The organism is Rhodococcus maanshanensis NBRC 100610 (genome assembly GCF_001894865.1).
Taxonomy (GTDB): Bacteria; Actinomycetota; Actinomycetes; order Mycobacteriales; family Mycobacteriaceae; genus Rhodococcus_G; species Rhodococcus_G maanshanensis.
The window spans coordinates 55,686-81,087 of record NZ_BCXA01000011.1 but is presented as its reverse complement, the minus strand read 5'-3'; the positions used below and the strand labels follow the sequence as shown (position 1 = coordinate 81,087).

The 25,402-nt window shown below is 68.5% G+C and carries 23 protein-coding genes; 10 read left to right on the top strand and 13 right to left on the bottom strand.

What is annotated here, in order from left to right; all coding sequences use genetic code 11:
• Window positions 1-46: 46 nt before the first annotated feature.
• Window positions 47-1,072, bottom strand: a complete 1,026-nt coding sequence (locus tag RM1_RS05835) for an alpha/beta hydrolase (protein WP_072750405.1) — start codon at window positions 1,070-1,072, stop codon at window positions 47-49.
• 255 nt (window positions 1,073-1,327) lie between these two features.
• Here RM1_RS05835 and lpdA point away from each other — a divergent pair, with 255 nt between their 5' ends.
• Entirely contained in the window at window positions 1,328-2,734 is a 1,407-nt protein-coding gene (gene lpdA / locus RM1_RS05830; protein ID WP_072750404.1) for a dihydrolipoyl dehydrogenase, read from the top strand.
• A gap of 71 nt (window positions 2,735-2,805) precedes the next feature.
• Here lpdA and RM1_RS05825 read toward each other — a convergent pair whose 3' ends face one another.
• Complete coding sequence (locus RM1_RS05825) at window positions 2,806-3,201, bottom strand: winged helix-turn-helix transcriptional regulator (protein ID WP_072750403.1); 396 nt, start codon at window positions 3,199-3,201, stop codon at window positions 2,806-2,808.
• Window positions 3,202-3,336: 135 nt separating this feature from the next.
• On the opposite strand from RM1_RS05825, the gene RM1_RS05820 reads away from it, so the two are divergent.
• Window positions 3,337-4,191 (top strand): SDR family oxidoreductase, encoded by an 855-nt coding sequence (locus tag RM1_RS05820; protein ID WP_072750402.1) that lies wholly within the window; start codon window positions 3,337-3,339, stop codon window positions 4,189-4,191.
• 68 nt (window positions 4,192-4,259) lie between these two features.
• On the opposite strand, the gene RM1_RS05815 is transcribed toward RM1_RS05820, so the two are convergent.
• The 10 genes from RM1_RS05815 to ramB all read right to left on the bottom strand — a co-directional run bounded on the left by RM1_RS05815 (window position 4,260) and on the right by ramB (window position 14,878).
• Complete coding sequence (locus tag RM1_RS05815; protein WP_072750401.1) at window positions 4,260-5,876, bottom strand: MFS transporter; 1,617 nt, start codon at window positions 5,874-5,876, stop codon at window positions 4,260-4,262.
• Window positions 5,877-6,042: 166 nt separating this feature from the next.
• Window positions 6,043-6,582 (bottom strand): carboxymuconolactone decarboxylase family protein, encoded by a 540-nt coding sequence (locus RM1_RS05810; protein ID WP_072750400.1) that lies wholly within the window; start codon window positions 6,580-6,582, stop codon window positions 6,043-6,045.
• On the bottom strand, window positions 6,579-7,460 hold the full coding sequence (locus RM1_RS05805; protein ID WP_072750399.1) for an SDR family NAD(P)-dependent oxidoreductase: 882 nt from the start codon (window positions 7,458-7,460) through the stop codon (window positions 6,579-6,581). Before RM1_RS05805 ends, RM1_RS05810 begins: the two co-directional genes overlap by 4 nt.
• Window positions 7,461-7,622: 162 nt before the next feature.
• On the bottom strand, window positions 7,623-8,282 hold the full coding sequence (locus tag RM1_RS05800) for a GntR family transcriptional regulator (RefSeq protein ID WP_245816071.1): 660 nt from the start codon (window positions 8,280-8,282) through the stop codon (window positions 7,623-7,625).
• A 53-nt stretch (window positions 8,283-8,335) separates the two neighbouring features.
• Window positions 8,336-9,043: an urea ABC transporter ATP-binding subunit UrtE gene (gene urtE / locus RM1_RS05795; protein WP_072750397.1), complete on the bottom strand. Its 708-nt coding sequence runs from the start codon at window positions 9,041-9,043 to the stop codon at window positions 8,336-8,338.
• Window positions 9,036-9,857, bottom strand: a complete 822-nt coding sequence (urtD, locus tag RM1_RS05790; RefSeq protein ID WP_072750396.1) for an urea ABC transporter ATP-binding protein UrtD — start codon at window positions 9,855-9,857, stop codon at window positions 9,036-9,038. The genes urtE and urtD overlap by 8 nt, the downstream gene beginning before the upstream one ends.
• Window positions 9,854-10,954, bottom strand: coding sequence for an urea ABC transporter permease subunit UrtC (gene urtC / locus RM1_RS05785; RefSeq protein ID WP_072750395.1), 1,101 nt, complete (start codon window positions 10,952-10,954; stop codon window positions 9,854-9,856). The genes urtD and urtC overlap by 4 nt, the downstream gene beginning before the upstream one ends.
• A complete protein-coding gene (urtB, locus tag RM1_RS05780; protein WP_072750394.1) occupies window positions 10,951-11,835 on the bottom strand; it encodes an urea ABC transporter permease subunit UrtB in 885 nt (294 codons plus the stop codon). The genes urtC and urtB overlap by 4 nt, the downstream gene beginning before the upstream one ends.
• A 48-nt stretch (window positions 11,836-11,883) precedes the next feature.
• Window positions 11,884-13,158, bottom strand: coding sequence for an urea ABC transporter substrate-binding protein (gene urtA, locus RM1_RS05775; protein WP_072750393.1), 1,275 nt, complete (start codon window positions 13,156-13,158; stop codon window positions 11,884-11,886).
• A gap of 307 nt (window positions 13,159-13,465) precedes the next feature.
• A complete protein-coding gene (gene ramB, locus RM1_RS05770; protein WP_027501213.1) occupies window positions 13,466-14,878 on the bottom strand; it encodes an acetate metabolism transcriptional regulator RamB in 1,413 nt (470 codons plus the stop codon).
• 114 nt (window positions 14,879-14,992) lie between these two features.
• Between ramB and RM1_RS26730 the strand changes: the two genes are divergently transcribed.
• The 5 genes from RM1_RS26730 (at window position 14,993) to RM1_RS05750 (ending at window position 19,309) form a co-directional block, all read left to right on the top strand.
• Window positions 14,993-15,475 (top strand): hypothetical protein, encoded by a 483-nt coding sequence (locus RM1_RS26730; protein ID WP_245816069.1) that lies wholly within the window; start codon window positions 14,993-14,995, stop codon window positions 15,473-15,475.
• Window positions 15,466-15,672 carry a hypothetical protein gene (locus RM1_RS26725; protein WP_245816067.1) on the top strand — a complete coding sequence of 69 codons (207 nt, stop codon included), beginning with the start codon at window positions 15,466-15,468 and terminating at the stop codon, window positions 15,670-15,672. Before RM1_RS26730 ends, RM1_RS26725 begins: the two co-directional genes overlap by 10 nt.
• A gap of 422 nt (window positions 15,673-16,094) precedes the next feature.
• Complete coding sequence (locus RM1_RS05760) at window positions 16,095-17,327, top strand: cytochrome P450 (protein WP_083576551.1); 1,233 nt, start codon at window positions 16,095-16,097, stop codon at window positions 17,325-17,327.
• Window positions 17,324-18,538 (top strand): MFS transporter, encoded by a 1,215-nt coding sequence (locus RM1_RS05755; protein ID WP_072750391.1) that lies wholly within the window; start codon window positions 17,324-17,326, stop codon window positions 18,536-18,538. The genes RM1_RS05760 and RM1_RS05755 overlap by 4 nt, the downstream gene beginning before the upstream one ends.
• A 54-nt stretch (window positions 18,539-18,592) precedes the next feature.
• Complete coding sequence (locus tag RM1_RS05750; RefSeq protein WP_072750390.1) at window positions 18,593-19,309, top strand: enoyl-CoA hydratase/isomerase family protein; 717 nt, start codon at window positions 18,593-18,595, stop codon at window positions 19,307-19,309.
• 21 nt (window positions 19,310-19,330) lie between these two features.
• On the opposite strand, the gene RM1_RS05745 is transcribed toward RM1_RS05750, so the two are convergent.
• Window positions 19,331-20,245, bottom strand: a complete 915-nt coding sequence (locus RM1_RS05745) for an MBL fold metallo-hydrolase (protein WP_072750389.1) — start codon at window positions 20,243-20,245, stop codon at window positions 19,331-19,333.
• 444 nt (window positions 20,246-20,689) lie between these two features.
• Between RM1_RS05745 and aceA the strand changes: the two genes are divergently transcribed.
• From aceA to metE, 3 genes are all read left to right on the top strand, one after another.
• The gene (aceA, locus tag RM1_RS05740; protein WP_027501207.1) at window positions 20,690-21,979 is read left to right on the top strand and encodes an isocitrate lyase; all 1,290 of its coding nucleotides are present in this window, start codon (window positions 20,690-20,692) and stop codon (window positions 21,977-21,979) included.
• A gap of 99 nt (window positions 21,980-22,078) precedes the next feature.
• Window positions 22,079-22,975 carry a 3-hydroxybutyryl-CoA dehydrogenase gene (locus tag RM1_RS05735; protein WP_027501206.1) on the top strand — a complete coding sequence of 299 codons (897 nt, stop codon included), beginning with the start codon at window positions 22,079-22,081 and terminating at the stop codon, window positions 22,973-22,975.
• Between the two features lie 105 nt (window positions 22,976-23,080).
• Entirely contained in the window at window positions 23,081-25,375 is a 2,295-nt protein-coding gene (gene metE / locus RM1_RS05730; protein ID WP_072750388.1) for a 5-methyltetrahydropteroyltriglutamate--homocysteine S-methyltransferase, read from the top strand.
• Window positions 25,376-25,402 lie beyond the last annotated feature (27 nt).

Genomic DNA, 25,402 nt, shown 5'->3' with positions numbered 1-25,402 from the left:
CCCGGGAATCCCGGGGCGGGGCCGCTCTGCGTGGGTCGAGCGAGAACTACAGGCCGATGGACTCGGCGAGCATCGGCCACGACTCGTGCAGGGCGTCCTGCCAGTAGCCCCAGGAGTGGGTGCCTGCGGGACGGAAGTCGAATGTCGCCGGGATGCCCAGCTGGCCGAGCCTGCCCTGGAGGTTGTGCGTGCACTGGTTGACCGCGGCCTCGATCATGCCGCCGACGATCACCTGGTTGGCCAACGTGTCGACCCTGCCGTTGAGGGCCGGGTTCGCCAGGTTGTCGTGGTCGCCGGGCAGGCCGGTCGAGGAGGAGACGAACAGCTTGATGCCGCGCAGCTTCTCGGCGTTGACGACCGGGTCGTTCTCCGGCCAGCCGGGGCCGTCGTACGGACCCCACATGTTGGTCGCCTTGGCGCCGCCGCGGGACTCGACGACCGTGCGGACGTAGAACTTGCCTGCGTCGGTGCTGGTCTCCGCGCAGCCGCTGTAGGCGCCGACGCTCTGGTACAGCTCAGGGGCCGCGATCGCCAGGTTGAGCACCGAGGTGCCCGCCATCGAGATGCCTGCGATCGAGTTGAGGCCGGTGGTGTCGAAGGCGCCGTCGATGATCGGCGGCAGTTCCTTGGTCAGGAAGGTGGTCCACTTGTTGCGGCCCAGCTTCGGGTCGTCCTGCTGCCAGTCGGTGTAGTAGCTGAAGGCGCCGCCGATCGGGGTGACCACGTTGACGTTCTTGTCGGCGAAGAAGTCCATGACGTCGGTCTGCTTCTGCCAGGTGGCGCGGTCCTCGCCGCCGCCCGCGCCGTTGAGCAGGTACAGGGTCGGGCGGGGTGCGCTGGTGTCGGCGGGGGTGATCACCTCGACCGGGATCACCTGGTCCATCGCCGCCGAGTACACGTACGCGGTCACCTTGCGGTCGGAGTTCTTCTCGATCCGCTCGAGCTTCGATCCGGCATCCGATGCCGCGGCGGCAGGCACCGCGGGCGCGAGGGCCGGGCTCGCCAGCATGGGGAACACGGCGAGCGCGAGCGCCGCCGCGACGAGTCGGCCGCGGGATGTCTGAGGACGCATGCGAGAAACCTTCACTGTTGATCCGTCGGTTCACCGGTCCCTGGCGTTACGGGATTCGGGCAAAACCGACATCGTTCACCTGGCCACGCCGAAAACGGGGCCGTTCTTCTTTGTACCCGACCGCTCCGGCCCCGAGCCACCGCGTCGAGTGAATGCGCAGGTGAGACGGATTTCGCGCGGCGACGCTCGATGCTACCGGCGGGTAACCCGACCATGGCGGGACAGCGAATCGCGGCGGGTCTACCCTGAGCAATCGTGACCTCACACTATGACGTCGTTGTTCTCGGGGCCGGTCCCGGTGGGTACGTCGCTGCTATCCGCGCGGCACAACTCGGACTGAAAACCGCCATCATCGAAGAGAAGTACTGGGGCGGTGTCTGCCTGAACGTGGGCTGCATCCCCTCCAAGGCGCTGCTCCGCAACGCGGAACTCGCCCATATCTTCCACAACGAGGCCAAGACCTTTGGCATCTCGGGAGATGTGAGCTTCGACTTCGGGGCCGCCTTCACGCGCAGCCGCTCGGTCGCGGACGGCCGCGTCAAGGGCGTGCACTTCCTGATGAAGAAGAACAAGATCACCGAGTACGACGGTCGCGGCACCTTCACCGACGCCAAGACCATCTCGGTGGCCAAGTCCGACGGGACCGCCGAGACCGTCACCTTCGACAACGTCATCATCGCGACCGGCACCACCACCCGGATGCTGCCCGGCACCGCCGTCAGCGCGAACGTGGTGACCTACGAGGAGCAGATCCTCACCAGCGAGCTGCCCGGCTCGATCCTCATCGTCGGCGCAGGCGCGATCGGCATGGAGTTCGCCTACGTCCTGCACAACTACGGCGTGAAGGTGACGATCGTCGAGTTCCTCGACCGCGCGCTGCCGATGGAGGACGCGGACGTCTCCAAGGAGATCACCAAGCGGTACAAGAAGTACGGCATCGAGATCAAGACCTCGACCGGCGTGCAGTCGGTCACCGACAACGGCGCCGCGGGCGTCACCGTCACCATGGCCAAGAACGGCAGCGACGAGGTCGAGACCGTCGTCGTGGACAAGGTGCTGCAGGCGATCGGTTTCGCGCCGAACGTCACCGGCTACGGCCTCGAGAGCACCGGTGTCGCGCTCACCGACCGTGGCGCCATCGCCATCGACGAGCGGATGCGCACCAACGTGCCCGGCATCTACGCCATCGGTGACGTCACCGCGAAGCTGCAGCTCGCCCACGTCGCCGAGGCGCAGGGTGTCGTCGCGGCCGAGACCATCGGCAATGCCGAGACCCTCGAGCTGGGCGACTACCGGATGATGCCGCGCGCCACGTTCTGCCAGCCGCAGGTGGCCAGCTTCGGCCTCACCGAGGAGCAGGCCAAGGCGGAGGGGTACGACATCAAGGTCGCGACCTTCCCGTTCACCGCCAACGGCAAGGCGCACGGTCTGGCCGACCCGTACGGTTTCGTCAAGCTCATCGCCGACACCAAGTACGGCGAGCTGCTCGGCGGTCACCTGATCGGTCCGGACGTGTCCGAGCTGCTGCCCGAGCTGACCCTCGCCCAGAAGTGGGACCTGACGGTCAACGAGCTCGCGCGCAACGTGCACACGCACCCGACGCTGAGCGAGGCCCTGCAGGAGGCCATTCACGGCCTCGCGGGACACATGATCAACTTCTGACACCAGCTCCGAGAAGGGGGCGTCCGGCCGTGTGCCGGACGCCCCCTTCTGTCGTTTCGGGCGGAGCCGCCTCAGCGGGCGTCGTAGTCCGCCTGTGCCTCGGTGATCGCCGGCATCCGGGTTTCGACCAGGTGGATCAGGCCGGTCAGCTGCGCCGCCACCTCAGCGCCGAGGTCGGTGAGGCTGTACTCGACCTTCGGGGGGATCGTCGTCAGCACTGCGCGGTCGACGAGCCCGTCCCGCTCGAGGGCCTGCAGGGTCTGCGACAGCATCCGCTCGCTGACGCCGTCGACGCGTCGCCGCAGCGCACTGAAGCGGTAGGGGCCCTCGGCCAGGGCGGCCAGGGCGAGCGTGCCCCACCGCCCGGTGACCGTCTGGATCACCTCCCGAGAGGCGCAGGCGCGCTCGAACACGTCGGCCGCGAAGGCGAGGCCGGGTTCGGATGCCGGCAGGTCGGGGTCGGTCATGGACGCCAGGCTACTACCCACCGATACCGCAGCGCTAACTCCATGGGTTGCACTTACGAATAATTAGTGCATGATGGAGCCGGACGGTTTGTTTGAAGCGTCAACTCAACTGACTCGCGACACCTAGGAGTGCACATGACCATCGCCATCACCGGTGCCACCGGGCACCTCGGCCGCCTCGTCGTCGAATCGCTGCTGGCGCGCGGTGCCGAGGCGGGCGACCTGGTCGCCGTTGTCCGCGACCCGGCCAAGGCCGCCGACCTCGCGGCGCAGGGTGTGCAGGTGCGCGCGGCCGACTACGCGGACCGTCCTGCGCTCGAGTCTGCGCTCGCAGGCGTCGACAAGCTGCTGCTGATCTCGGGCAGCGAGATCGGCAGGCGGATACCGCAGCACACCAACATCATCGAGGCGGCCAAGGCCGCGGGCGTGGCGTTCGTCGCCTACACCTCCGTGCTCGACGCCGCGAACAGCGCGCTGATCCTGGCGCAGGAGCACAAGGCCACCGAGGAGCTGCTGGCCGCGTCCGGCATCGACCACGCCCTGCTGCGCAACGGCTGGTACTGGGAGAACTACACCAACGACCTGGCCGGCACCGTCGAGCGTGGCGTGCTGGCCGGCGCAGCGGGCGCGGGCCGGGTGGCCGCCGCGGCGAGGGCCGATTACGCCGACGCGGCCGCGGCTGTGCTGCTCGCGGACGGTCAGACGGGCCGGGTCTACGAACTCGGGGGCGACCAGCGCCTGACGTACAGCGAACTGGCGCAGCAGATCTCGGAGGTCGCGGGTGCGCCGGTCGAGTACCAGGACCTCGCCCAGGAGCAGTACCAGTCGATCCTCGAGGGCGCCGGGCTGCCCGCCCCGATCGCGGCGATGCTCGCGGACTCCGACACCGGCGTGAAGACGGGTGCGCTGGACACCACGAGCGGCGACCTGCAGACCCTGATCGGTCGCTCGTCCACCCCGGTGGCGGAGGTCCTTCGCGCGGCGCTGTAGGCGCTCCGCGCCCGTGCGCGGTTGACGAGTCCCTGCACTCGTCAACCGCGCACAGGCGGCGTAGCCGCCTAGTGCATCCCGACCGGTGCCTCGTCGGGCAGGTCGCCCTTCTTCGCGCGGACCAGCACGACGACCAGCGGAGTGATCACCGCGATCAGCGCCGCGGCCCAGCCGAAGACGTGCGCGTAGCCGGAGACCTCGGCGGTGAACGCGTGTTCCTTGAGCGCGCCGATGAACTCCTGCACCGGGGCGGGCAGCGCCGCCAGTTCCTCCGCGGTCGGCGGCACGGCGGTGGCCAGGTCTGCCGGGATCGCGCTCGCCGGGACGCCCGCGGGCGGGGTCGGGGCGGCGTTGGCCGAGCCCCACGCCGACTTCGCGGAGACGTAGATCGTGGTGAACAGCGCGGTGCCGAGCGCCCCGCCGATCTGGATGGTGGCGTTGGCCAGCGCGCTCGCGGCGCCCGCGTCGTGATCCTCGACGCCGATCAGCGACAGGTTCTGCATCGGCACCATCAGCAGGCCGAGGCCGAACCCGAACGTGGCAAGGCCGGGGAGCACGTGCGTCCAGTACGAGCTGTCGACCCCGATCTGCGTCAGCAGCGCCAGCCCGACGGCGGCGACGAGCGGCCCCACGACCATCAGCGGCTTCGGCCCGATCTTGGTGCTCAGCTGGGCCGAGATGCCCGCCGCCATCACGATGAAGATCGCCATCGGCAGCGAGCCGAAGCCTGCGGCCACCGGGCTGAAGCCGAGCACGATCTGCAGGTAGAACGTCAGGTACAGGGTGCCGCCGAGCAGCGCGGAGCCCACCAGCATCGAGCCGATGAACGAGGCGCCGCGGTCGCGATGCCACGGCACCGACAGGGGCAGCAGCGGGTTCTTCGAGCGCTTCTCGACCAGGACGAACAGCGCAAGTGCGATCAGTCCGAGGCCGATGAATCCGACGGTCTGCGCCCCGGCCCAGCCGTGTTTCTCCGCCTGGGTGAAGCCGTAGACGAGGGAGCCGAGCCCGATCGCGATGAGCACGGTGCCGGGGACGTCGTAACTGGTGTCGCCGTGCGCCCTGGTCTCCCGGACGATCGGAGCGGTGAGCGCGATCGCGAAGATCGCGACGGGGATGTTCACCAGCAGGCACCAGCGCCAGTCGACGTACTGGGTGAGGAAGCCACCGAGCAGCAGGCCGATGGCGGCGCCGCCGCCGGAGATCGCGCCGAACACGGCGAAGGCCTTGGCGCGTTCCTTCTCGCCGATGAACGTGGTGGTGAGGATCGCCAGCGCGGCCGGGGCGAGCAGCGCCGCGAACACGCCCTGCAGGGCGCGGGCGGTGAACAGCTGCATGCCGTTCTGGGCGAAGCCCCCGATCGCGGAGGCTGCGGCGAAGCCGGCCATGCCGACCATGAACGAACGCTTACGTCCCCAGTAGTCGGCGACGCGGCCGCCGAGCAGCAGCAGCGCGCCGAACGCGAGCGCATACGCGGTGACCACCCATTGACGGTCGGAGTCGCTGATGCCCAGCTCGACCTGGGCGTCGGGGAGCGCGATCGAGACGATGGTGCCGTCGAGGACCACCGTGAGCTGCGCGAGGGCGACGATGCACAGCACCAGCCAGCGCCGTTCGTGGTTCGGGTTCTCGGTGATCGCGGATCCCGTGAGGCCGCCGTGGACGTCCCGTGTATCAGTGGACATGCTGAATTCCTGCCGTCGGGAGGCACGGACTCGCGTCTCGGCCCAAGAGGCCGGACGCTACCGACGGGCGCGGCCGACGGTCAATCAAAACGGCTGGTCGGGTTGCCATCGTCACATCGGGGCCGTCCCGGCTTGCCGCGGGCGGGCGCGTGTGAGCACGGCTGGGCTACCGGCGGAAGCTGTCCCGGTCCAGGCGCAGCGTGCCGATCGTGGTGGCGAGCATGTCGTACTGGCCGACCAGCAGCAGGAATTCGATCATCCGGCGCTCGTCGAGGTGCGCGGCCAGCGCCGACCAGTGCGCGTCGTCGAGGTCCTTCGTGGCGACCAGCGTGTCGACCGCCGCCAGCATCGCCCGGTGCCGATCGCTCCAGCCGGGTGCCTCCGGCCCGGCCAGCACCCGGTCGAGCAGCTCGGGGGTCACCCCCGCCCGCCTGCCCAGCCGGATGTGGTGGTCCATCTCGTAGTCGCAGCCGCGCAGGTGCGCGACGCGCAGGATGATCAGCTCGGTCTCGTGCCGGGAGATCCGGCCGCCCGGCATCAGTCCCGCGCCGAAGTGCAGCCAGCCGCGGAAGGTGCCCTTGGTGCGGCCGAGCGTGCTGAACAGCTGCGCGTCAGGGGTGCCCGAGACCGTCGACAGCACCCGCCACACCACCCAGTTGATCGGCCCGAGCTGGCGCAGGCCGCCCGGGGTGATCCGCGCGCTCATCGGGCGCTGTCCGAGAGACGGAGCGGCAGCTCGGGTTGCACGGTGGTGTACCTGGTGTGCTCGGTCCGAGCGATGGCCAGCGCCTGCGCCATGTGCGGCTGCGGCCGGAGCTCGACGATCCGCTGCGCCGCCATCCGGCAGTGCAGCAGCCCGCCGACCCAGCCCGGTGCGTAGATCCGCTTGCGGCGCCGCGCGATTCCCTTCTCGAAGGCGGTGATCGCGACCTCGAGCGGGGACATCGCGGTGAACATTCCCGACCACTTGATCTTGTCCGCTGCGGCCGTGTCGAAGCCGATCGAGATCATGTCGGTGTCGATCTCGCCGAGGTACCCGACGCCGACGCGGGTGCCGAGGTGGCGCATCTCCACCCGCAGCGTGTTGCCGAGCGCCTCGGCCGCTGCCGCAGTCGCGCTGTACGCCCCGAGCAGGGGGAGCTGAGCCCCGACAGCTCCGGAGGTGATGATCAGCGCGTACCCGTCGCGGTGGCCGATGTGCTCGCCCGCGGCGCGCAGGGTGTAGTAGGTGCCCATCAGGTTGACGTCGACGATGCGCTGCATGACCGCCGGGTCGCCGCCGAGCATCGGCAGCTGTGCCCCGACTCCCGCGTTGGCGATCACCACGTCGAGCCCGCCCAGTTCGTCGACGATCCCCGCGACGGCCGCATCTACCTGAGTGTGGTCGCGCACGTCGCAGTAGCGCCATGGGGCGTTGCCGCACGCCGTCGCCACCTGTTCGAGCAGTTCACGCTCGAGCCCGAGCAGGCCGACCTTCGCGCCGTGGGCGTGCAGCCGCTTGGCGAGGGCGGCCCCGATGCTCCTGGCCGCGCCGGTGATCAGGACGCGGCGCCCAGCCAGCCCCTCCTCGAGACTTCTTGCCATCGCGTTCCACACCCTCTGTGTCCTTACTCAACGGTAGGAAAAACGCTACACCGGACGCCCCCGAGCGCGGCGCACATTCGCGGTCCGGCGGGCCCGTCGAGCGTGCACCTGTCGGGGCATCGCCCGGGAGCGGGCGACCACAAGTGCACACTCGGCGGACGGCTACTCGCGGATCGCGCGGGCCATCGCGGAGCTGGCCACCGCCTGGCCGGTGCGCTCGACGACCAGGTCCCTTGACCGGATCAGGTGCAGGTGCAGCTCACCGGCCGCGGGCCCCAGATCCCCTGCGAGCAGGCCGCGGACGATCTTCAGGTGTGAGTCGATGGTGGCGCGGACGCGTTCCTGGGTCCACGGGTCGAGCCGACGCACCGGGCGCAGCTTGCTGTGCACCGAGTTCAGCGCCTCCGTCAGTGCCGGATTGCCCGAGGCCTGCAGCAGCGCGGCGTGGAAGGCCTCGTCGCTCGCGATGAAGTCCGGGCCGGGCGCGGGCGGCTCCGCTCGCATCCGGGTCCAGCGCTCGAGCTCGGCGCGCAGGATGTCCTGCGCGTGTTCGAGTCTGCGGTCCTCGATGACCCGGTCGATGCCCCTCAGCTCGACGGTCATCCGGAGCTCGTACAGGCCGTGCAGGTCCTCGAACCTCGGCCGGTAGGGGAACAGCCCGCCGTCCTCCCGGGCGACGAGCTCCTCCGACAGCAACCTGGCCAGCGCCTCCCGCACCGGGGTGCGGGAGACGCCGTACAGCTCGGCGAGGCGTTCCTCGCCTAGCCGGTCGAGCGGGCTGAACCGTCCGCGGACCAGGTCATCGCGAAGCGCCCGGTACACCTGCTCTCCCAGGTGTGAATGTTCCTGACGCGCCCGCGATCTCGCGGCCAAGGTCAGATGGCCATCGCCGCGCGGACGGCGGTCTCCGCGCCGGGCGATCGCACGCCGCGGCCGCCTTCGCCGGTCGAGGTGATCCGCCCGGACTCGAGCACGTAGTAGCTCTGTGCCGCCTGGAGGGCGAAGCCGATGTGCTGCTCCACCAGCAGCACGCCGAGACCGCCGCGGCCGGTGAGCGCGACGATGGTGCTCTCGATCTCCGCGACCACGGACGGCTGGATGCCCTCGGTCGGCTCGTCCAGGATGAGCATCCTCGGCTCGGTGATCAGGGCGCGGGCGATCGCGAGCTGCTGACGTTGGCCGCCCGACAGCAGCCCGGCCCGCCGGGTGAGCAGGCCCTTGAGGGCGGGGAACAGGTCGAGGGATTCGTCGATCAGCGCCCGTCCCCGCTTGCGTCCGTCAGCCACCACCTGCAGGTTCTCCGCCGTGGTGAGCTGCCCGAAGGACTGCTGTCCCTGCGGCACATAGGCCAGGCCGCGGGCCACCCTTGCGCTGGGGCGCAGCTTGCTGACGTCCTCGCCGTCGAACAGCACCTGGCCCGAGTTGATCTTCAGCAGCCCGACCGCGGCCCGGAGCAGGGTGGTCTTGCCCGCCCCGTTGTGCCCCATCACCGCGGCCACCCCGTCGGCGGGCACCTCGACGGTCACGCCGTGGATGACCTCGGTGCGACCGTAGCCGGCGCGAACGTCCCTCAGCTCAAGCATTCTCGGTCTCCTTCGTGGCGGTGGGCTCGGGCTCGGCGGCGGAGGCGGTGCCGAGGTAGACCTGCTGCACCTTCGGGTCGGCCTGGACCTGCTCCACCGTGCCCTCGGCGAGGACCTTGCCCGCGTGCAGCACGGTGACGGAGGTGGCGAACGCGCGCATGAAGTCCATGTCGTGCTCGACGACGACAACCGTTCGCTCACCACCGATGCGCCGCAACAGGTTCCCGGTCTCCTCGCGTTCGTCGTGACTCATGCCCGCGACGGGCTCGTCGAGCAGCAGCACGTCGGCGTTCTGCACCAGCAGCATGCCGATCTCGAGCCACTGCTTCTGGCCGTGCGCGAGGATGCCGGCCGGCTTGTCACGCAGGTGGCCGAGGCCGGTGATCTCGAGCGCCTCCTCGATCCGAGGGCTGACGGAGCCGCGGCGACGGAGCAGGGTCAGCGCGGAGCGGCCCGCGCCCGCCGCGATGTCGAGGTTCTGCAGGACACTCAGCTGCTCGAAAACGCTTGCCGTCTGGAAGGTTCGGCCGACGCCGAGCCGGGCGATCTTGTGCACCTTCTTGCCGATCAGTTCCACACCGGACTTGGCGACCGAGCCGGTCGCGGGCACCAGGCCGGTGATCGCGTCGACCAGGGTGGTCTTGCCTGCCCCGTTGGGGCCGATGAGGAAGCGCAGGTCGCCCTGCATCAGGGTCAGGTCGACCCCGTCGACGGCGGTGAACCCGTCGAACGTCACCCGCAGGTCTCGGACCTCGAGGTACTGACTGGACATGCCGGCGTTGCCGCCGAACGCGGGAGCGCTCGCGTTGGTCATCGGGCCACCTCGAGTTCGGGAAGGGCGTCGGGGGTCTCGTCGCGGGGGGCGTCGGCGCGCGGCCTGCGACGCCGGATCAGCTCGATCAGTCCGGCGACGCCCGCGGGGAAGAAGCCGACCACCACGATGAACAGCAGGCCCTGGGCGTAGATCCAGCCGGAGGGGAAGTTCTCGGACAGGGTGGACTGCGCCCATGCGACGCCGATGGCGCCGAGCACCGGACCGAGCAGGGTGGCGCGGCCGCCGATCGCGACGCCGATGAGGAACGCGATCGAGGGGACGATGCCGACGTCGGCGGGGGAGATGATGCCGACGATGGGGACGAACAGGGCCCCGGCGATCCCGGCGAAGAAGGCCGCGACCACGTACGCGACGACCTTGATGTTCGCCGGGTCGTAGCCGAGGAAGCGGACCCTCTCCTCCTGGTCCCGGACCGCGACCAGCAGTTCGCCGTAGCGGCTGTACATCAGCTGCCTGGTCAGCGCGACGACCAGGAGCAGCACCCCGGCGGCCATGAAGAACAGCATCCGCTTGTTCGCGGGGTCGTTGAGGTTGAACCCGAAGAAGGTGCGGAACCGGTTGAGCCCGTTGCTGCCTCCGATCGACTGCTGGCCGACCAGCAGGATCGCGAAGGCGGCCGCGAGCGCCTGGGACAGGATGGCGAAGTAGGCGCCCTTGACCCGGCGCTTGAACACGCCGAGGCCGAGTACGAACGCGACCAGTGCGGGCACCACGAGGATGGCGAGGACGGTGACCAGCGGCGAGGTGAACGGAGTCCAGTAGCCGGGCAGCTCTCTGATCCCGGCGATCTGCATGAAGTCGGGGACGTCGTTGCCCTTGAGTTCGGCGTCCGCGATCTTGAGGTGCATGGCCATCATGTAGGCGCCGAGTCCAAAGAAGACACCCTGACCCAGGGTCAGCATTCCGCCTCGGCCCCATGCCAATCCGATCCCGACGGCGACGATGGCGAAGCAGAGGAACTTGCCGAGCAGGTTCAGCCGGAAGTCGCTGAGAACCGCGGGTGCGAGGCCGAACAGCACCAGGGCGGCGAGACCGAATCCGGCGAGCGGCCGCCAACGGGTGAGCATGCCGGTCATGCGAGACTCCTTGTCTTCACGGCGAACAGGCCCTGCGGGCGCACCTGGAGGAAGACGACGATGATCACGAACAGGATGACTTTCGCGATCGAGGCGGTCGTCGAGTACTCGATGTAGGAGTTGAGGATGCCGAGGGCGAACGCCGCGATCACCGCGCCCTTGATCTGTCCGAGGCCGCCGACCACCACCACCAGGAACGCGTCGATGAGGTAGGACTGGCCGACCGTGGAGCTGGTCGAGCCGATCAGGGTCAATGCCACGCCTGCCACGCCCGCGAGGCCGGAGCCGATGAAGAAGGTGGTGATATCGGTTCTGCGGCTGGAGATTCCGCTGGTCTCGGCGAGGTCGCGGTTCTGCACGACGGCCCGGATCCGCCGTCCCATCGGGGTTGTCTTGAGCGCGACGGACAGCACCGCGACGCAGACGATGGCGAGGACCAGGATGAAGATGCGGGTCTTCGGGACGACGGCGCCGAGGATGTCGACGCCGCCGGACAACCACTCCGGGGCGACCACGTTGACGGCGGGCGCCCCGAAGATGTCGCGGGCGAGCTGCTGCAGGATCAGGCCGACACCGAACGTCACCAGCAGGGTGTCGAGCGGGCGGTGGTACATCCGCTGGACGAGGGTCACCTCGAGCAGCACCCCCATGGCCCCTCCGACGAGGAAGCCGACGAGCAGAGAGATCAGCAGGGACGCCCCCGCCGTCGAGAACACCTGTTGCACAACGTAGGCGGTGTACGACCCGGCCATGATGAATTCACCGTGGGCCATGTTGATCACGCCCATCTGGCCAAAGGTCAGCGACAGCCCCAGCGCCGCCAGCAGCAGGATCGACCCGATACTCAGGCCGGTGAACAACTGTCCGATCACGACATCCATGTCGAATGTCCGTCCTCTCTACTCTCTGTCGTCGGCTACTCGGGTCGGTTACTTGCTGGCCAGGCTCTCGGCCCACGAGTAGCTGGTCAGGTACGGGTCGGGCTGGATCGGGCTGCCCGAGTCCCAGACGGTGTAGATGAGGCCGTCGGGCCGGATCTCCCCGATGCGGGCGGTCTTGGTGATGTGGTGGTTGTCGCCGTCGATCGTCACGAGGCCCTCGGGAGCGTTGAAGGTGACTCCGTCGGCGGCGTTCTGGATGTCCTCGACGGCAAAGGAGTTGGCCTTCTCCGCGGTGTTCTTCCACAGGTAGACGGAGGTGTAGGCCGCCTCCATCGGGTCGGAGGTGGGCTTGGTGGCGCCGTACTTCGCCTTGTAGGCGTCGACGAACTTCTTGTTCTCCGGGCTGTCGATGGTCTGGTAGTAATTCCACGCGGTGAGCTGGCCCGCGATGTTCTGCGCACCGATGCCCGCCACCTCCTCCTCGGCGATGGACACCGAGACCACGGGCATCTCGGCGGCCTTGAGGCCGGCGTTGGTGTACTCGCGGAAGAAGGCGACGTTGGAGTCGCCGTTGAGCGTGTTGAACACGGCGTCGGCGTCCGCGGACCGGACCTTGTTGACGATCGTGGAGAAGTCGGTTGACCCGAGCGGCGTGTAGTCCTCGCCCTTGATCTCGATGCCGTTGGCGGCGGCGTATGCCTTGATCTCGCGGTTCGCGGTCTGCGGGAACACGTAGTCGCTACCGACCAGGTAGAGCGACTTCACGCCCTTTTCCTTCAGGTAGTCAAGGGCCGGGATGATCTGCTGGTTGGTGGTGGCTCCGGTGTAGAAGATGTTCTTGGAGTCCTCGAGGCCCTCGTACTGGACGGGGTAGTACAGGAGCGAGTTCTTGTCCTCGAACACCGGCAGCATGGCCTTGCGGCTCGAGGAGGTCCATCCGCCGAAAACCGCTGCGACACAGTCGCTGCTGATCAGCTTCTCGGCCTTCTCCGCGAAGACCGTCGGCTCGGACGCGCCGTCCTCGGCGACGATCTCGATCTTCTTGCCCAGCACACCACCGGAGTTGTTGATCTCCTCGACGGCGAGTGCGATGGAGTCGCGGACGGTGACCTCCGAGATCGCCATGGTGCCGGACAGCGAGTTCAGCGAGCCCACCTTGATGGTGTCGCCGGAGGTGTTCACACAGGATTCGGCCGTGCTCGACGCGGCGGTGTCGTCGCCTGCCTTGCTGCCGCACGCGCTGAGCACCAGGCCCACCGCGGCGAGGGCGGCCGGGGCAACGAGGGCGCGCTTGGAGATCGTGGTCCTACGAGAAACGGACATGTACAGCCTTCCTTCGTCGGGGAGGCGGCCGCCGGGACAGCGCGCGCCGCACACCGAACACGCCCTGTATCCGCGATGCGTATACAGGGCTGTATTCGTGTGAGCGCAGACGATATGGGCGCGTTGTTGCGCCTGAATGTCATTGCGTGACTTGTTTGTGTCCCGGATTACCGTCAGGTGAACAGGCGTGCCCGAGCGGCGGTTTCGCGGGCTCGGGCCATCGCCGAGTGTGCAGTTCCCGGGGCATCGGCCGAGTGCGGCGCCGACAACTGCACACTCGGCGGGCGGCGGCGGTGAGGGAGTGGGTTCAGCGGATGAGGTAGGGCGACACCGAGCTGCGGTGCTCGTTGATGTCGAGTTCCTTGCCGAGCGGAGGGAAGGCCCGCTGCGGGCAGTTCATCCGCTCGCACACCCGGCAGCCGGCGCCGATCGGGGTGGCGGCGGCCTGGTTGTCCAGGTCGAGGCCGTCCGCGTAGACGGTGCGGTGCGCGTGCCGGAGCTCGCAGCCAAGGCCGATGGCAAAGGTCTTGCCCGGCTGGCCATATCGGGCCGCGCGGCGCTCGACCGTCCGTGCCACCCACAGGTAGCTGCGGCCGTCCGGCATCTGCGCGATCTGGGTCATGATCTTGCCGGGGTACCCGAACGTCTCGTACACATTCCACAGGGGGCAGGTGCCGCCGCTGGAGGAGAAGTGGAAGCCGGTGGCGGACTGCCGCTTCGACATGTTGCCCGCCCGGTCGACCCGGACGAACGAGAACGGCACGCCGCGCAGCTTCGGGCGCTGCAGGGTGGAGAGCCGATGGCAGATGGTCTCGTAGCTCTGTGAGAAGAAGGCGGACAGCCGCTCGATGTCGTAGCGGAACTCCTCGGCGATGTCGTGGAACTGGGTGTACGGCAGCACCGTTGCCGCGGCGAAGTAGTTGGCCAGCCCGAGGATGGCGAGCGACCGGGACGACTCCGCCGTGAAGTTCCCCTCGTCGACCATCTTGTTCAGCAGATCCCCGCACTCGAGGTAGGCCAGCTCGGCGGCGAACTTGAACACCTTCTGCCCGCCGGACAGGTGCGGGGAGATCTCCAGCACGCGGGACTCGGGGTCGTAGCGGTGCAGCACGCCTTCGCCGAGGTCGATGCGCTGCACGATCTGCACATCGTGCACGTTCTCGAGCCGCCTGGCGATCTCGCCCGCGACGTCGCCGCGGTGGAAACGCATCCGGGCGGTGAGCTCCTCGGCGGCGGTGTCCAGCTCGTGCAGGTAGTTCTGCCGTTGATAGAAGTAGTCCCGCACCTCCTCGTGCGGCATGGTGATCGCCCCGCTGCCGCTGCCGTCGCTGTACCGGTCCTCGGTGGCCGCGGCCAGCTGCGCGGTGGTGTTGCGGTAGCGGCGGTGCATGTTCACGATGGCCTTGGCCAGGCTCGGGTGCGCGGACACCATCTCCGCGATCTCCTGGGCGTCGGAGTCGATGCCCATCTCCTGGTCGAGCGCGACCTCCCGAAGCTCGGCGATCAGCCGGGTGTCGTCCTGCGAGGAGAAGAAGGTGGTGTCCACCCCGAAGACCTCGGTGATCCGCAGCAGCACGGGGACGGTGAGCGGCCGCACGTCGTGCTCGATCTGGTTGAGGTAGCTCGCCGAGATCTCCAGCGTCTGGGCCAGGGCGGCCTGGCTCATGGCTCGCTCGGTGCGTAGCTGACGCAGTCGCGCGCCGACATAGGTCTTCGCCATTTCTCCAGGTTACGAGGGGTGTCGGGGGTTGGCAACAACGGGTTCGCAGGATTAGCTCCGCGCGAGGGGATGGGCGGGGCGGGAGGAAACGCGACGCGCTGCGACACTGTGCCGATGACGAACGACGTGCCCGCAGGCCTCGAGGCCGGGGCGAGCCTGGTCACCGCGATGCTCAGCCCCGTCTCGGGTGGACTTGTGCGCACGTGGACCGAGGACGGGACCAGGCTGTGGAGCGTCGACGATCCGGACGGGCTCAGCGAACTGCTGGGACGCGGGCTGATCGCGCGCACCTCCGTGCCAGACGATCGGTTCCGTGAGACGGTCCTCCTCGACGCCGCGGCGGGCACCATGCTGGTGCTGGAACGCATCCCCGGTTCCGCCGAGAACACCGAGGGAGCCGGGCGTTCCGGCTCGGCGACCCGGTCCGCCCCGAGCGCAACCCCTGGACCGACCTCGACGACTTCCTCGCCGCCGCCGCGGCGTCCGCCGTCGAGCGCGACGAGTACTGGGTGGTGGAGCTCGGCGGCTGGGCTGCGCCGCACGAGCCGTACTGCTTCTTCGGGGTCGTCGACGACGAGGGGGAGCGGGTGGCGGTGATCGAGACGGCGCCGGTGCCGCGGGACACCGGGGTCTGGCCGGAGGTCCCCGACGACGGCAGGCCCGGCACGTCGGTGTCCTCGCCCGCGTCGGAGGACACGATCGAGGCCGCGGGGATCTTCGCGGTGACCGCCGTCGAGTCCTGGGGCGTAGCGCCGTGGGACGTGGCGTTGACCTTCGGGCACAGGGCGCCGTAGTCGGCCCCGCTCGGCGACCTCGGCGGACCGGGGTCGCTCAGTTGCACGCCCGTTCCTGACCGCCTTCCGACCCTCATCTCGCCCGGCCGCCGACACCGCGGTCTCGTGGCTGTGCGCGGATTCCGTTGTCTATCAGTGGAATTCGCGGTGAAACGGTGACCGTTCGTGCGTAGCTCACCGTGGGTGAGTGGATCCCACACCTTGGGTGGGTTCATCTCCCTCCGCCAATGGCCCAATCTTATTCATGTCACATCGAGCACAGAAAGGAGGGACAGGAAATGCGTCGAATCAAGTTCACCGTCGCCGCGCTCGTCGGCTTTGTGCCGCGAAAAGCGCCGGGCATGTACGAATGGTCCTGACAATGCGTAACAGTGCGGGCGGTCGATTTGATCGGCCGCCCGCACTTTCATTAGGAGATGTAGATGACACGGCCACCAGTGCTCGGGACATCGCGAGCAGAATTGGCGGAAACGTACGATCGCGGACGGCTGTCCTTTCTGCTCGACGCCGCAGAACTCGGGCCGATCGTCGAACTCTGGCCGGGAACCTTTCTCGTGTCGGGTCACCGCGAGGTACACGAAGTACTCGTCGGGTCGAATCGAAAGTTCTTGTCGACACAGAACTTCCTCAGGAGCAAGGTGTCGGGCGACCTCGGATCCGAATCGGTGCAGCGGTGGATGCGATCGCGGAAGGCGGCATCCGCGGCACTGGCATCGCGCCGGCGTCTCGACGACCACCAGGTCGAGCTCGCCCATGACACGAACGCGATCGTTCGGAGTTGGTTGGGGAGGGCGGTCGGCGAGCGAGAGCTGATCGACACCCTGCAGGTCCTCACCTCCGCATCCATCAGTCGGTACTGCTTCGGAACCCGGGACTTCGACGAGATCCCCTCTCTCGCACAAGAACTTCTCGATTCACTCTTCCCGATCACCGCGAGCCCCTTCGTCCTCCCCAGGTGGTTGCGCTGGCGGCCTTCCGATCTGCGAGTCCGCAGGGCGCTACGCAATCTCGAATCGGCCGTGGCGAAGCTGGCGCGGGCGCCGGGCACGGACGGATTGTGTGATGACCTGCAAAGTGCCGACCTGCCACCCAAAGATGTTGTGCAGATGATCATCTCGACACTCCTGGCCGCGCATGGCGTACCGGCGTCGGCCATCCTGTGGGGGATGGTCGAGCTCGGAGGACGCGGCGCTGTGCAAGAGCAGCTGCGAGGTGAGGGCGGCGAAGGCGCGCTCACGCGCGTGGTGTCGGAGACGCTCCGCCTGTGGCCTCCGTCGTGGATGCTCGGCCGTGACGCGGCAGAGGACATCCCCTTCGGGGACTGGGAGATGAAGAAGGGAAGCGTGGTGATGGTGTCCAGCTGGGTCACCCACCGGGTATCGCCCACCTTCGCGCCGACAGGTGGCGACTTCAGGCCCGAGCGGTGGATCGACGCGGCGCCGCAGCGCGGCGAGTTCATACCGTTCGGCGGTGGGCCGCGATGGTGTGTTGGCGCGAAGTTCGCGGAACGGGAGCTGTCGACGGTCTTGGGCGAGATCGTGCGGAATTCCACCATGCGAATTCAGCTGTCGGGCGCCGAACTGAAAGTGAACGAGCGCCGAACGCTCACCCCCGAGGGCTTCTCCATGAGGTTCTACGACCCGGTCGGCGCATGATCCACGGAAAACTCCGGGCCCGACTTGGGTTCGCCTTCCTCCTCGCCGGCCCCGTCGCGGATTCCGCCATCGTGGTGATAACGGCTGGGCTGGTCATATCGGCCGGGGGAGATGCGGCTCTCCTTTCGCTGGCATTCGGTGCCCGATGCATCGGAATTCTCGGAGCGGGGATCGTCGCAGGAACGTTGGCGGACAGGCTCGACAAACGGGCGATCATTCTCTCGACCTATGCCGGTCGTTGTGCGCTGATCGCCATACTTCCTGCGCTTGCCGGTGGATTTCACATTCTGCCCGTCATGGTCGCATTGGGCGTGTGCAGTGGGCTGTCGCAGCCGGCCGCGACGACTGCGGTTTATCTTTCGGTTCCGCGCGACGATCGGGCCGATCGGCTGGCGGTCTGGCATTCGCTGAGCCTCACCGTGCAAGTGGTTGCGCCCGCGGCGGCGGCGCTGCTGATCTCGGCCACCGGACCAACGGTGTCGGCGTTCCTGCTCGTCGCGGCCGTTGCCATCGGTGCCACGTGCGCATGCGCGGTCACCCCGAGCCCGATGCGAGCCGACCGACCAACGGGGTTCGTCCACGACACGCGTGAGGGCTTCCGGTACCTCAGGGAAACCCACTGGCTGCGGACGGTGATCCTGGTGTCCGCGGCACAAACGGCGCTACCGGTCCCTGCCTGGCTCCTGATCGTCAACGCGGGGTCGAGCGAGCGATGGTTCGCGGGCGCCCAGGGTTACATCATGGCGCTGTTCGCGCTCGGTGGCATCGTCGCCACGAGCCTGCTCGGGAAGCGGATTCCCTCTCGCACAGCGCAGTCGGCGTTGCTGGCGCAGGGGGCGATCTGCGTCGGCCTCGTGGCACTGAGCCTCTATCCACCGTTCTCCGTCATGGCCGTGGTGGCACTGCTCGTCGGCGCGGCGATCCGATTGGGCAGCGTCTGGGCGGATGTCCTCGTGGCGACGCGAGTGCCCGAAGCGATGCTCGGACGGGTAGCGGGATTGGGTGCGACCCTCGCCAATGTGTGCATGCCGGTCGGCTACATGATCGCAGGCGCGCTGCTGGCGCCGCTCGGCTCAGCGGTGACAGCGGGTCTCGCGGCCGCGGTGAGCGCGGCCGTCACGGTCGTCGGTGTCGTGCTGGTCTCGGCGTCTGCACAGGCTCCGCCCGCGCTGAGTCGGCCCGACGCCCGAGGTGTTCACGCGGCGGGATGAGCCCACTTCGGGCCTCGAACGGCGCAGGCGATCATCCGGCGCTATCGTCTCGCCATGCCTTACGTGGAGCGCTCGGGAGACGTGTTCGTCCTCTACCTCGGAACCGAGGGTGAACGGGACGAGGAGAACGCGTTCAATCCGCGATGGCTCGACGAGACCGAGGCGCTGCTCGACGAGGTCGAAGCGAGTCAGGGGCCGGCCGCCCTGGTGACCACCGCGGTCGGGAAGTTCTATTCCACCGGCCTCGACACCGTCTGGGTCGCGCAGAACCTGGGGCAGCTCAACCCGTACATGGATCGCGTGCACGCGCTCTTCGCGCGCGTGCTGACCTTCCCGATGGCGACCGTCGCCGCGATGCCGGGCCACACCTTCGGCGGCGGAGCGATCCTGGCCACCGCGCACGACCATCAGGTGATGCGCGGCGACCGTGGGTTCTTCTGCCTGCCCGGCATCACGGTCGGCATCAGCTACACGCCCGGGGTGCTCGAATTGCTGACCGCGCGGCTGCCTGCGCGGGCGGCGCACGCCGCGCTGACGACCGGTCGCCGATACGGCGGGACCGAGGCGCTGGCCGACGGACTCGTCGACGAGGTCGCGGCAGGGGACGACGTGCTCGCCAAGGCGGTCGGCCGTGCACAGGGCCTGGTGCACACCCGCGGGCGCACACTCGGCGAGATCAAGAGCTCGCTGTACGCGGGCGCCGTTGCCGCTCTCCGTACCCCGTCGGCCAGCCTGGAGGCGCAGGAAGCGGCGGTGACCGCGCAAAGGTGACCACTGAGCGGTGACCCGCGGTCAGGCCCAGGGGTTCTCGCGGGCGAAGACGGTCGGGAAGCTCAGCGCCACGCCGTCCTCGTCGGCCAGTCGCGTGAGCACGGCCATCGTGCGGTCGAGGTCGTCGCCTGCGTAGGGGAGCGCGCGCAGTGGCTTCGTGAGCGGCCGGAAGAAGTCGTCCCAGTGGATCAGCACCGCGCGCCGGGCGCCCACCTCGCGGACGGTCTCGCGCCAGTACTCCTCGACATACCGCTCGGGCTGGATGCCGAGCTGCCCCACCCCGAGGTAGGCCACGTCGGCCCGCCTGCCCGCCAGCGCGCCGGGGACGTACCCGGCGCTGCCCTGCACGAGCAGCGACCTCCCGGAGGGCGGGTGGCCGACGATGATCGACCAGGCCTCGCCGCAGCGATACGCCGAGGTCTTCACCGGCGGGACGACGGGCGCGGTGATCTGGCCGGGATAGCGGTCCGGCGGGCAGTGGTGCGACTCGATCATCGTCACCTCGAACGCGCCGAGCGTCATCGCGGCGCCGGGGGTCGCGACCGCGATCCGGTCGGCGGGCAGCCCGTGGCCGCGCCCGATCCAGGCCGTTGACTCGCCGCCGACCAGCCGGGCACCCGTCCTCTCGGCCACCGCTGGGGAGTCGAGCGCGTGGTCGAAATGGGTGTGCACGGGGATGACCGCCTCGAGCCGGGTGACGGCGGTCCGCGCCAGCGCCGCATCGATCCGCGCCGCGTCGGGCGCGATCCTGCCCAGCGCAACGCGAGCCAGGCCGGGACGGCTGAAGAACCCGTCGGTCATGAGCGCCGACGAGCCGTCGTCGATGAGCAGGCTCGCGACGCCGAGAAACGTGACCGCGAGCCCGTCGGGTGCCGGGGTGAGGTCGAATCGATCCGCGTACCGGTTGATGTCGGGGCGCCCGAGCCGCAGTCTCATGGCCGAAACGCTAACCGGCGGCGTTGCAGGCGGCGCGGACTTCGCCGCGATGGGTGTGAACGAGCATGCCGGTGACCCTCGGGCGACGTGATTGCCCTCACAGCCGGGTCGGGTCGACCGTGATCGGGTGCCTGCGCGGTCCTCGGTCGGGCGGCCGAATCGGCGCGACCGCCGCCGCTCGCGCGTCGCGAACAATCCGCAGGTCGGAACCTACTTGCCGGTAGCTCGCCAAGCTACTTGCCGGTAGCCAAGCGCTCGCTTGGCCGGTCTGAACTTTGCAAAGTTAGCAACCCTGTTTGAAAACCTAGCCAAGATTGGCATTAGCAACAGGTAGACGGCAGTTTTTGCGTATGCCACTCTCGTTAAGTACATACGAAGGGCCTGGCAAGGATGTGAAGCAGTACATCCGTACCGGACCAGCAGATACAAGAGAGTGGAGCCTCGATGTCGACCACCGGCACCCCGAAGACCGCAGCTGAGATCCAGCAGGATTGGGACACCAATCCCCGCTGGAAGGGACTGACCCGTAACTACACGGCCGAGCAGGTCGTCAAGCTCCAGGGCTCCGTCGTCGAGGAGGCCACCCTCGCCCGCCGTGGCTCCGAGATCCTGTGGGACCTCGTGAACAACGAGGACTACATCAACTCCCTCGGTGCCCTCACCGGCAACCAGGCCGTGCAGCAGGTGCGCGCCGGCCTCAAGGCCATCTACCTCTCCGGCTGGCAGGTCGCCGGTGACGCGAACCTCTCGGGTCACACCTACCCGGACCAGAGCCTCTACCCGGCCAACTCGGTGCCGCAGGTCGTCCGTCGCATCAACAACGCGCTGCTGCGCGCCGACGAGATCGCCAAGGTCGAGGGCGACACCTCCGTCGAGAACTGGCTCGCCCCGATCGTCGCGGACGGCGAGGCCGGCTTCGGCGGCGCGCTGAACGTCTACGAGCTGCAGAAGGCCATGATCGCGGCCGGCGTCGCCGGTTCGCACTGGGAGGACCAGCTCGCGTCGGAGAAGAAGTGCGGCCACCTCGGTGGCAAGGTGCTCATCCCGACCCAGCAGCACATCCGCACCCTGACCTCGGCGCGTCTCGCGGCCGACGTCGCGGACGTCCCCACCGTCGTCATCGCGCGCACCGACGCCGAGGCCGCCACCCTCATCACCTCCGATGTGGACGAGCGTGACCGCCCGTTCCTCGACGGCACCCGCACCGCCGAGGGCTTCTACGGCATCAAGAACGGCATCGAGCCCTGCATCGCGCGTGCCAAGGCCTACGCCCCGTACTCCGACCTCATCTGGATGGAGACCGGCGTGCCGGACCTCGAGGTCGCCAAGCAGTTCGCCGAGGCCGTCCGCAGCGAGTTCCCGGACCAGCTGCTGGCCTACAACTGCTCCCCGTCCTTCAACTGGAAGCAGCACCTGGACGACGCGACCATCGCGAAGTTCCAGAAGGAGCTCGGCGCGATGGGCTTCAAGTTCCAGTTCATCACCCTCGCCGGCTTCCACTCGCTCAACTACGGCATGTTCGACCTGGCGCACGGCTACGCCCGCGAGGGCATGACCGCCTTCGTCGACCTGCAGGAGCGCGAGTTCAAGGCCGCCGAGGAGCGTGGCTTCACCGCCATCAAGCACCAGCGTGAGGTCGGCGCCGGCTACTTCGACAGCATCGCCACCACGGTCGACCCCAACACGTCCACCGCGGCGCTGAAGGGCTCCACCGAAGAGGGCCAGTTCCACTAGGAACCCCCGCTTCACCTGCACGACCCGTCCCACCCACCGCGGGGCCCACAGCCCGGGCCCCGCGGTGCGGACGACTCCACTAGACGATGAGGAGCTGACGTGACCAGCGAAAAGATTCAGCGCGTCGGCGTGATCGGCGCAGGCATCATGGGCGCCGGAATCGCCGAGGTGTGCGCCCGCGCACATGTCGATGTTCTGGTGTTCGAGCAGACCCGCGAGCTCGCGGCGGCCGGCCGTGCCCGCATCCTGCGGTCGCTGGACCGCGGTGTGAGCAGCGGCAAGATCACCGAGCGTGAGCGGGAGCAGGCCGCCTGGCGGCTGCGCTTCACCTCCGACCTCGGCGACTTCGCCGATCGGCAGCTCGTCGTGGAGGCCGTCCTCGAGGACGAGAAGGTCAAGAGCGCGATCTTCGCCGAGCTCGACCAGGTGGTCACGGACCCGAATGCGGTGCTGGCCTCCAACACCTCCTCCATCCCGATCATGAAGCTGGGCATCGCCACCAAGGCGCCCGAGCGTGTGATCGGCATGCACTTCTTCAACCCGGTGCCCGTGCTCCCGCTCGTCGAGCTCGTCACCACCCTCAAGACCAGCTCCGCGGTCTCCGAGCGGGCCGAGGCCTTCGCGAGCGAGGTCCTCGGCAAGCAGGTCGTCCGCAGCGCCGACCGCTCCGGGTTCGTCGTCAACGCGCTGCTCGTGCCGTACCTGCTGTCGGCGATCCGGATGGTCGAGTCCGGATTCGCGACCAAGGAGGACGTGGACCGCGCGATGGTGCTCGGCTGTAACCACCCGATGGGCCCGCTGGCCCTGACGGACCTGGTCGGCCTCGACACCGTCAAGTCGATCGCGGACTCGATGTACGAGGAGTTCAAGGAGCCGCTCTACTCGGCTCCGCCGCTGCTGCTGCGCATGGTCGAGGCCGGACTCGTCGGCAAGAAGTCCGGCGCGGGCTTCTACGAGTACGGCGAGAACGGTCGGAGCACGAAGAAAGCAAGCTAGGTAGCTTCACCAGTACGCACCTTCGGCGCCCGTGCGCGATTTTCACCCCTGCCGGGGTACCGATCGCGCACGGGCGCGAAGCGCATCGAGGGAGAGGTCGACACGATGTCCAACAGCGCCGCCACCTACGGCTCCAGCGTCCTGGGGTACCCGAGGATCGGGCCACGACGCGAACTCAAGCGGGCACTCGAAGCGTATTGGCACGGGAAGTCCAGCCAGGCCGAGCTGATCGCCGTCGGCCGGGAGCTCCAGGAGCAGACCTGGAGCGAGCTGGCCGCGACCGGCCTGACGCAGGTGCCAGGCAACACCTTCTCCTACTACGACCACGTGCTGGACAACGCGCTGCTCTTCGGCGCCGTGCCCGGCCGGTTCGCCCCGCTCGAGGGTGAGCTGAACGAACTCGACTTCTACTTCACCATGGCCCGCGGCCGGCCCGACTTCCCGCCGCTGGAGCTGGTGCGGTTCATCGACACCAACTACTACTACCGCCAGCCCGAGCTCGACGAGCGCACCGTGTTCTCCCTGCGTGCCGACGCGCTGATGGACGAGTTCGAACGGGCCAAGGCACGCGGCATCGAGCTGCGCCCGGTCATCCTCGGCCCGGTCTCGCTGTTGCTGCTGTCGAAGGCGAGCGCCGATGCGGTGGACGACTTCTCGGTGCTCGACCTGCTGGATTCGCTGCTGCCGCAGTACGAGGCGCTGTTCGAATTGCTCGCCAAGGCCGGGGCCACCTGCGTCCAGCTCGACGAGCCCGCCTTCACCCAGGACCGCACCCCCGAGGAACTGGCCGCGCTCGAGCGGGCGTACACCACGCTGTCCCATGCGCCGCTGCGACCGCGGATCCTGGTCACCGGCCCGTATGGGAATCTCGGTGAGGCACTTCCGATCCTGGCCGCCACCAAGGTCGAGGCGCTCGGGCTCGACCTGGTCTACGGCAAGGTCGCGGCCGAAGAGCTGGCGAAGATCCCGGGTCTGAAGCGCAAGCGCCTCTACGCGGGCGTCGTGAACGGCCGAAACGTCTGGCGGGCAGACAGCTTCGTCACGCTCACCTATCTGTCCTCGCTCAAGGACGTGATCCCGGATCTCGTGGTCTCGACGTCCTGTTCGCTGATGCACGTGCCCTACGACGTGCTGGCCGAGTGGGACCTCGACGGCGACGTCGCGGACCGGCTCGCCTTCGCCAAGCAGAAGGTCGGCGAGGTGGTCTCGCTGGCCAAGGCGCTCACCGAGGGTCCGTCCGAGCGCTGGCGCAAGAAGCCGACGAAGGTGCATTTCAAGCAGAAGCACGAAGTGCGCCAACGGGTCTACGCCATCAAGGCCGAGGACCGCATCCGGGCGCCGTACGAGGTCCGCCTGCGGGCGCAGCAGGAGAAGCTGAACCTGCCGAAGGTGCCTGCGACGACCCTCGGTTCGTTCCCGCAGACCGACGCGATCCGCCAGGCACGCTACGAGCTCGGACAGGGTCGCCTCGAGTGGGAGGACTACGTCAAGCGGATCCAGGCCGAGATCGAGAGCACGATCCGGCTGCAGGAGGACATCGGCCTCGACGTCCTGGTGCACGGTGAGCACGAGCGCAACGACATGATCCAGTACTTCGCCGAGCTGATGGACGGATTCGCGTCCACCCACAACGGCTGGGTGCAGGCATACGGATCGCGCTGCGTGCGGCCGCCGATCCTCTACGGCGACGTCCGCAGGCGGGGGCCGATGAGCGTTGAGTGGATCGGTTACGCGCAGTCGCTGACCGACAAGCCGGTCAAGGGCATGCTCACCGGTCCGATCACCATGCTGGCGCGCTCGTTCGTCCGGCAGGACCAGCCGCTGCACGAGACCGCGGATCAGTTGGCGCTGGCGATCCGTGACGAGGTGGCCGATCTGGAGGCCGCGGGCATCTCGATCATCCAGGTCGACGAGCCGGCGATCCGGGAGTTGTTGCCGCTGCGGGCCGGCGGTCGCAAGGAGTACCTGGACTGGGCGGTCGACGCGTTCAAGCTGGCGACCGGCGGTGCCAAGCCGGAGACGCAGATCCACACCCACCTGACCTACACGACCCAGAAGTCGGTGGTGGACGCGATCGAGCGGATGGACTGCGACGTGACAGCGATCGTGGCGACCCGCTCGATCACCTGGGTGCTCGACGCCATCAAGGAGCGCAAGCTCACCCACGGCGTTGGACCCGGCGTGTACGAGAGCCGTTCGGCCCGGATCCCGGACATCGACGAGCTCGACGAGCTGCTCACCGAGGCGGCGGAGTCCGTGGAGCTGGACCGACTGTGGGCCAACCCGGACGGCGGCCTCAAGACCAGGCACTACTGGCAGCTCGAGCCGTCGCTGCGGAACCTCGTGGCCGCGGCGCGCCGCCTGCGCCGCAGGGCCGAGAAGGTGGCCTCGGCCGAGTAGCGTTGCACGACAAGGGCTCCGGACCAT

Bases quoted from the DNA above. Each gene is read 5' to 3' on its own strand.
- RM1_RS05835 (WP_072750405.1), bottom strand. From the start codon at position 1,072: ATGCGTCCTCAGACATCCCGCGGCCGACTCGTCGCGGCGGCGCTCGCG.
- RM1_RS05825 (WP_072750403.1), bottom strand. From the start codon at position 3,201: ATGACCGACCCCGACCTGCCGGCATCCGAACCCGGCCTCGCCTTCGCG.
- RM1_RS05820 (WP_072750402.1), top strand. From the start codon at position 3,337: ATGACCATCGCCATCACCGGTGCCACCGGGCACCTCGGCCGCCTCGTC.
- RM1_RS05815 (WP_072750401.1), bottom strand. From the start codon at position 5,876: ATGTCCACTGATACACGGGACGTCCACGGCGGCCTCACGGGATCCGCG.
- RM1_RS05810 (WP_072750400.1), bottom strand. From the start codon at position 6,582: ATGAGCGCGCGGATCACCCCGGGCGGCCTGCGCCAGCTCGGGCCGATC.
- RM1_RS05805 (WP_072750399.1), bottom strand. From the start codon at position 7,460: ATGGCAAGAAGTCTCGAGGAGGGGCTGGCTGGGCGCCGCGTCCTGATC.
- urtE (WP_072750397.1), bottom strand. From the start codon at position 9,043: ATGCTTGAGCTGAGGGACGTTCGCGCCGGCTACGGTCGCACCGAGGTC.
- urtD (WP_072750396.1), bottom strand. From the start codon at position 9,857: ATGACCAACGCGAGCGCTCCCGCGTTCGGCGGCAACGCCGGCATGTCC.
- urtC (WP_072750395.1), bottom strand. From the start codon at position 10,954: ATGACCGGCATGCTCACCCGTTGGCGGCCGCTCGCCGGATTCGGTCTC.
- urtB (WP_072750394.1), bottom strand. From the start codon at position 11,835: ATGGATGTCGTGATCGGACAGTTGTTCACCGGCCTGAGTATCGGGTCG.
- urtA (WP_072750393.1), bottom strand. From the start codon at position 13,158: ATGTCCGTTTCTCGTAGGACCACGATCTCCAAGCGCGCCCTCGTTGCC.
- ramB (WP_027501213.1), bottom strand. From the start codon at position 14,878: ATGGCGAAGACCTATGTCGGCGCGCGACTGCGTCAGCTACGCACCGAG.
- RM1_RS26730 (WP_245816069.1), top strand. From the start codon at position 14,993: ATGACGAACGACGTGCCCGCAGGCCTCGAGGCCGGGGCGAGCCTGGTC.
- RM1_RS05760 (WP_083576551.1), top strand. From the start codon at position 16,095: ATGACACGGCCACCAGTGCTCGGGACATCGCGAGCAGAATTGGCGGAA.
- RM1_RS05755 (WP_072750391.1), top strand. From the start codon at position 17,324: ATGATCCACGGAAAACTCCGGGCCCGACTTGGGTTCGCCTTCCTCCTC.
- RM1_RS05750 (WP_072750390.1), top strand. From the start codon at position 18,593: ATGCCTTACGTGGAGCGCTCGGGAGACGTGTTCGTCCTCTACCTCGGA.
- RM1_RS05745 (WP_072750389.1), bottom strand. From the start codon at position 20,245: ATGAGACTGCGGCTCGGGCGCCCCGACATCAACCGGTACGCGGATCGA.
- aceA (WP_027501207.1), top strand. From the start codon at position 20,690: ATGTCGACCACCGGCACCCCGAAGACCGCAGCTGAGATCCAGCAGGAT.
- metE (WP_072750388.1), top strand. From the start codon at position 23,081: ATGTCCAACAGCGCCGCCACCTACGGCTCCAGCGTCCTGGGGTACCCG.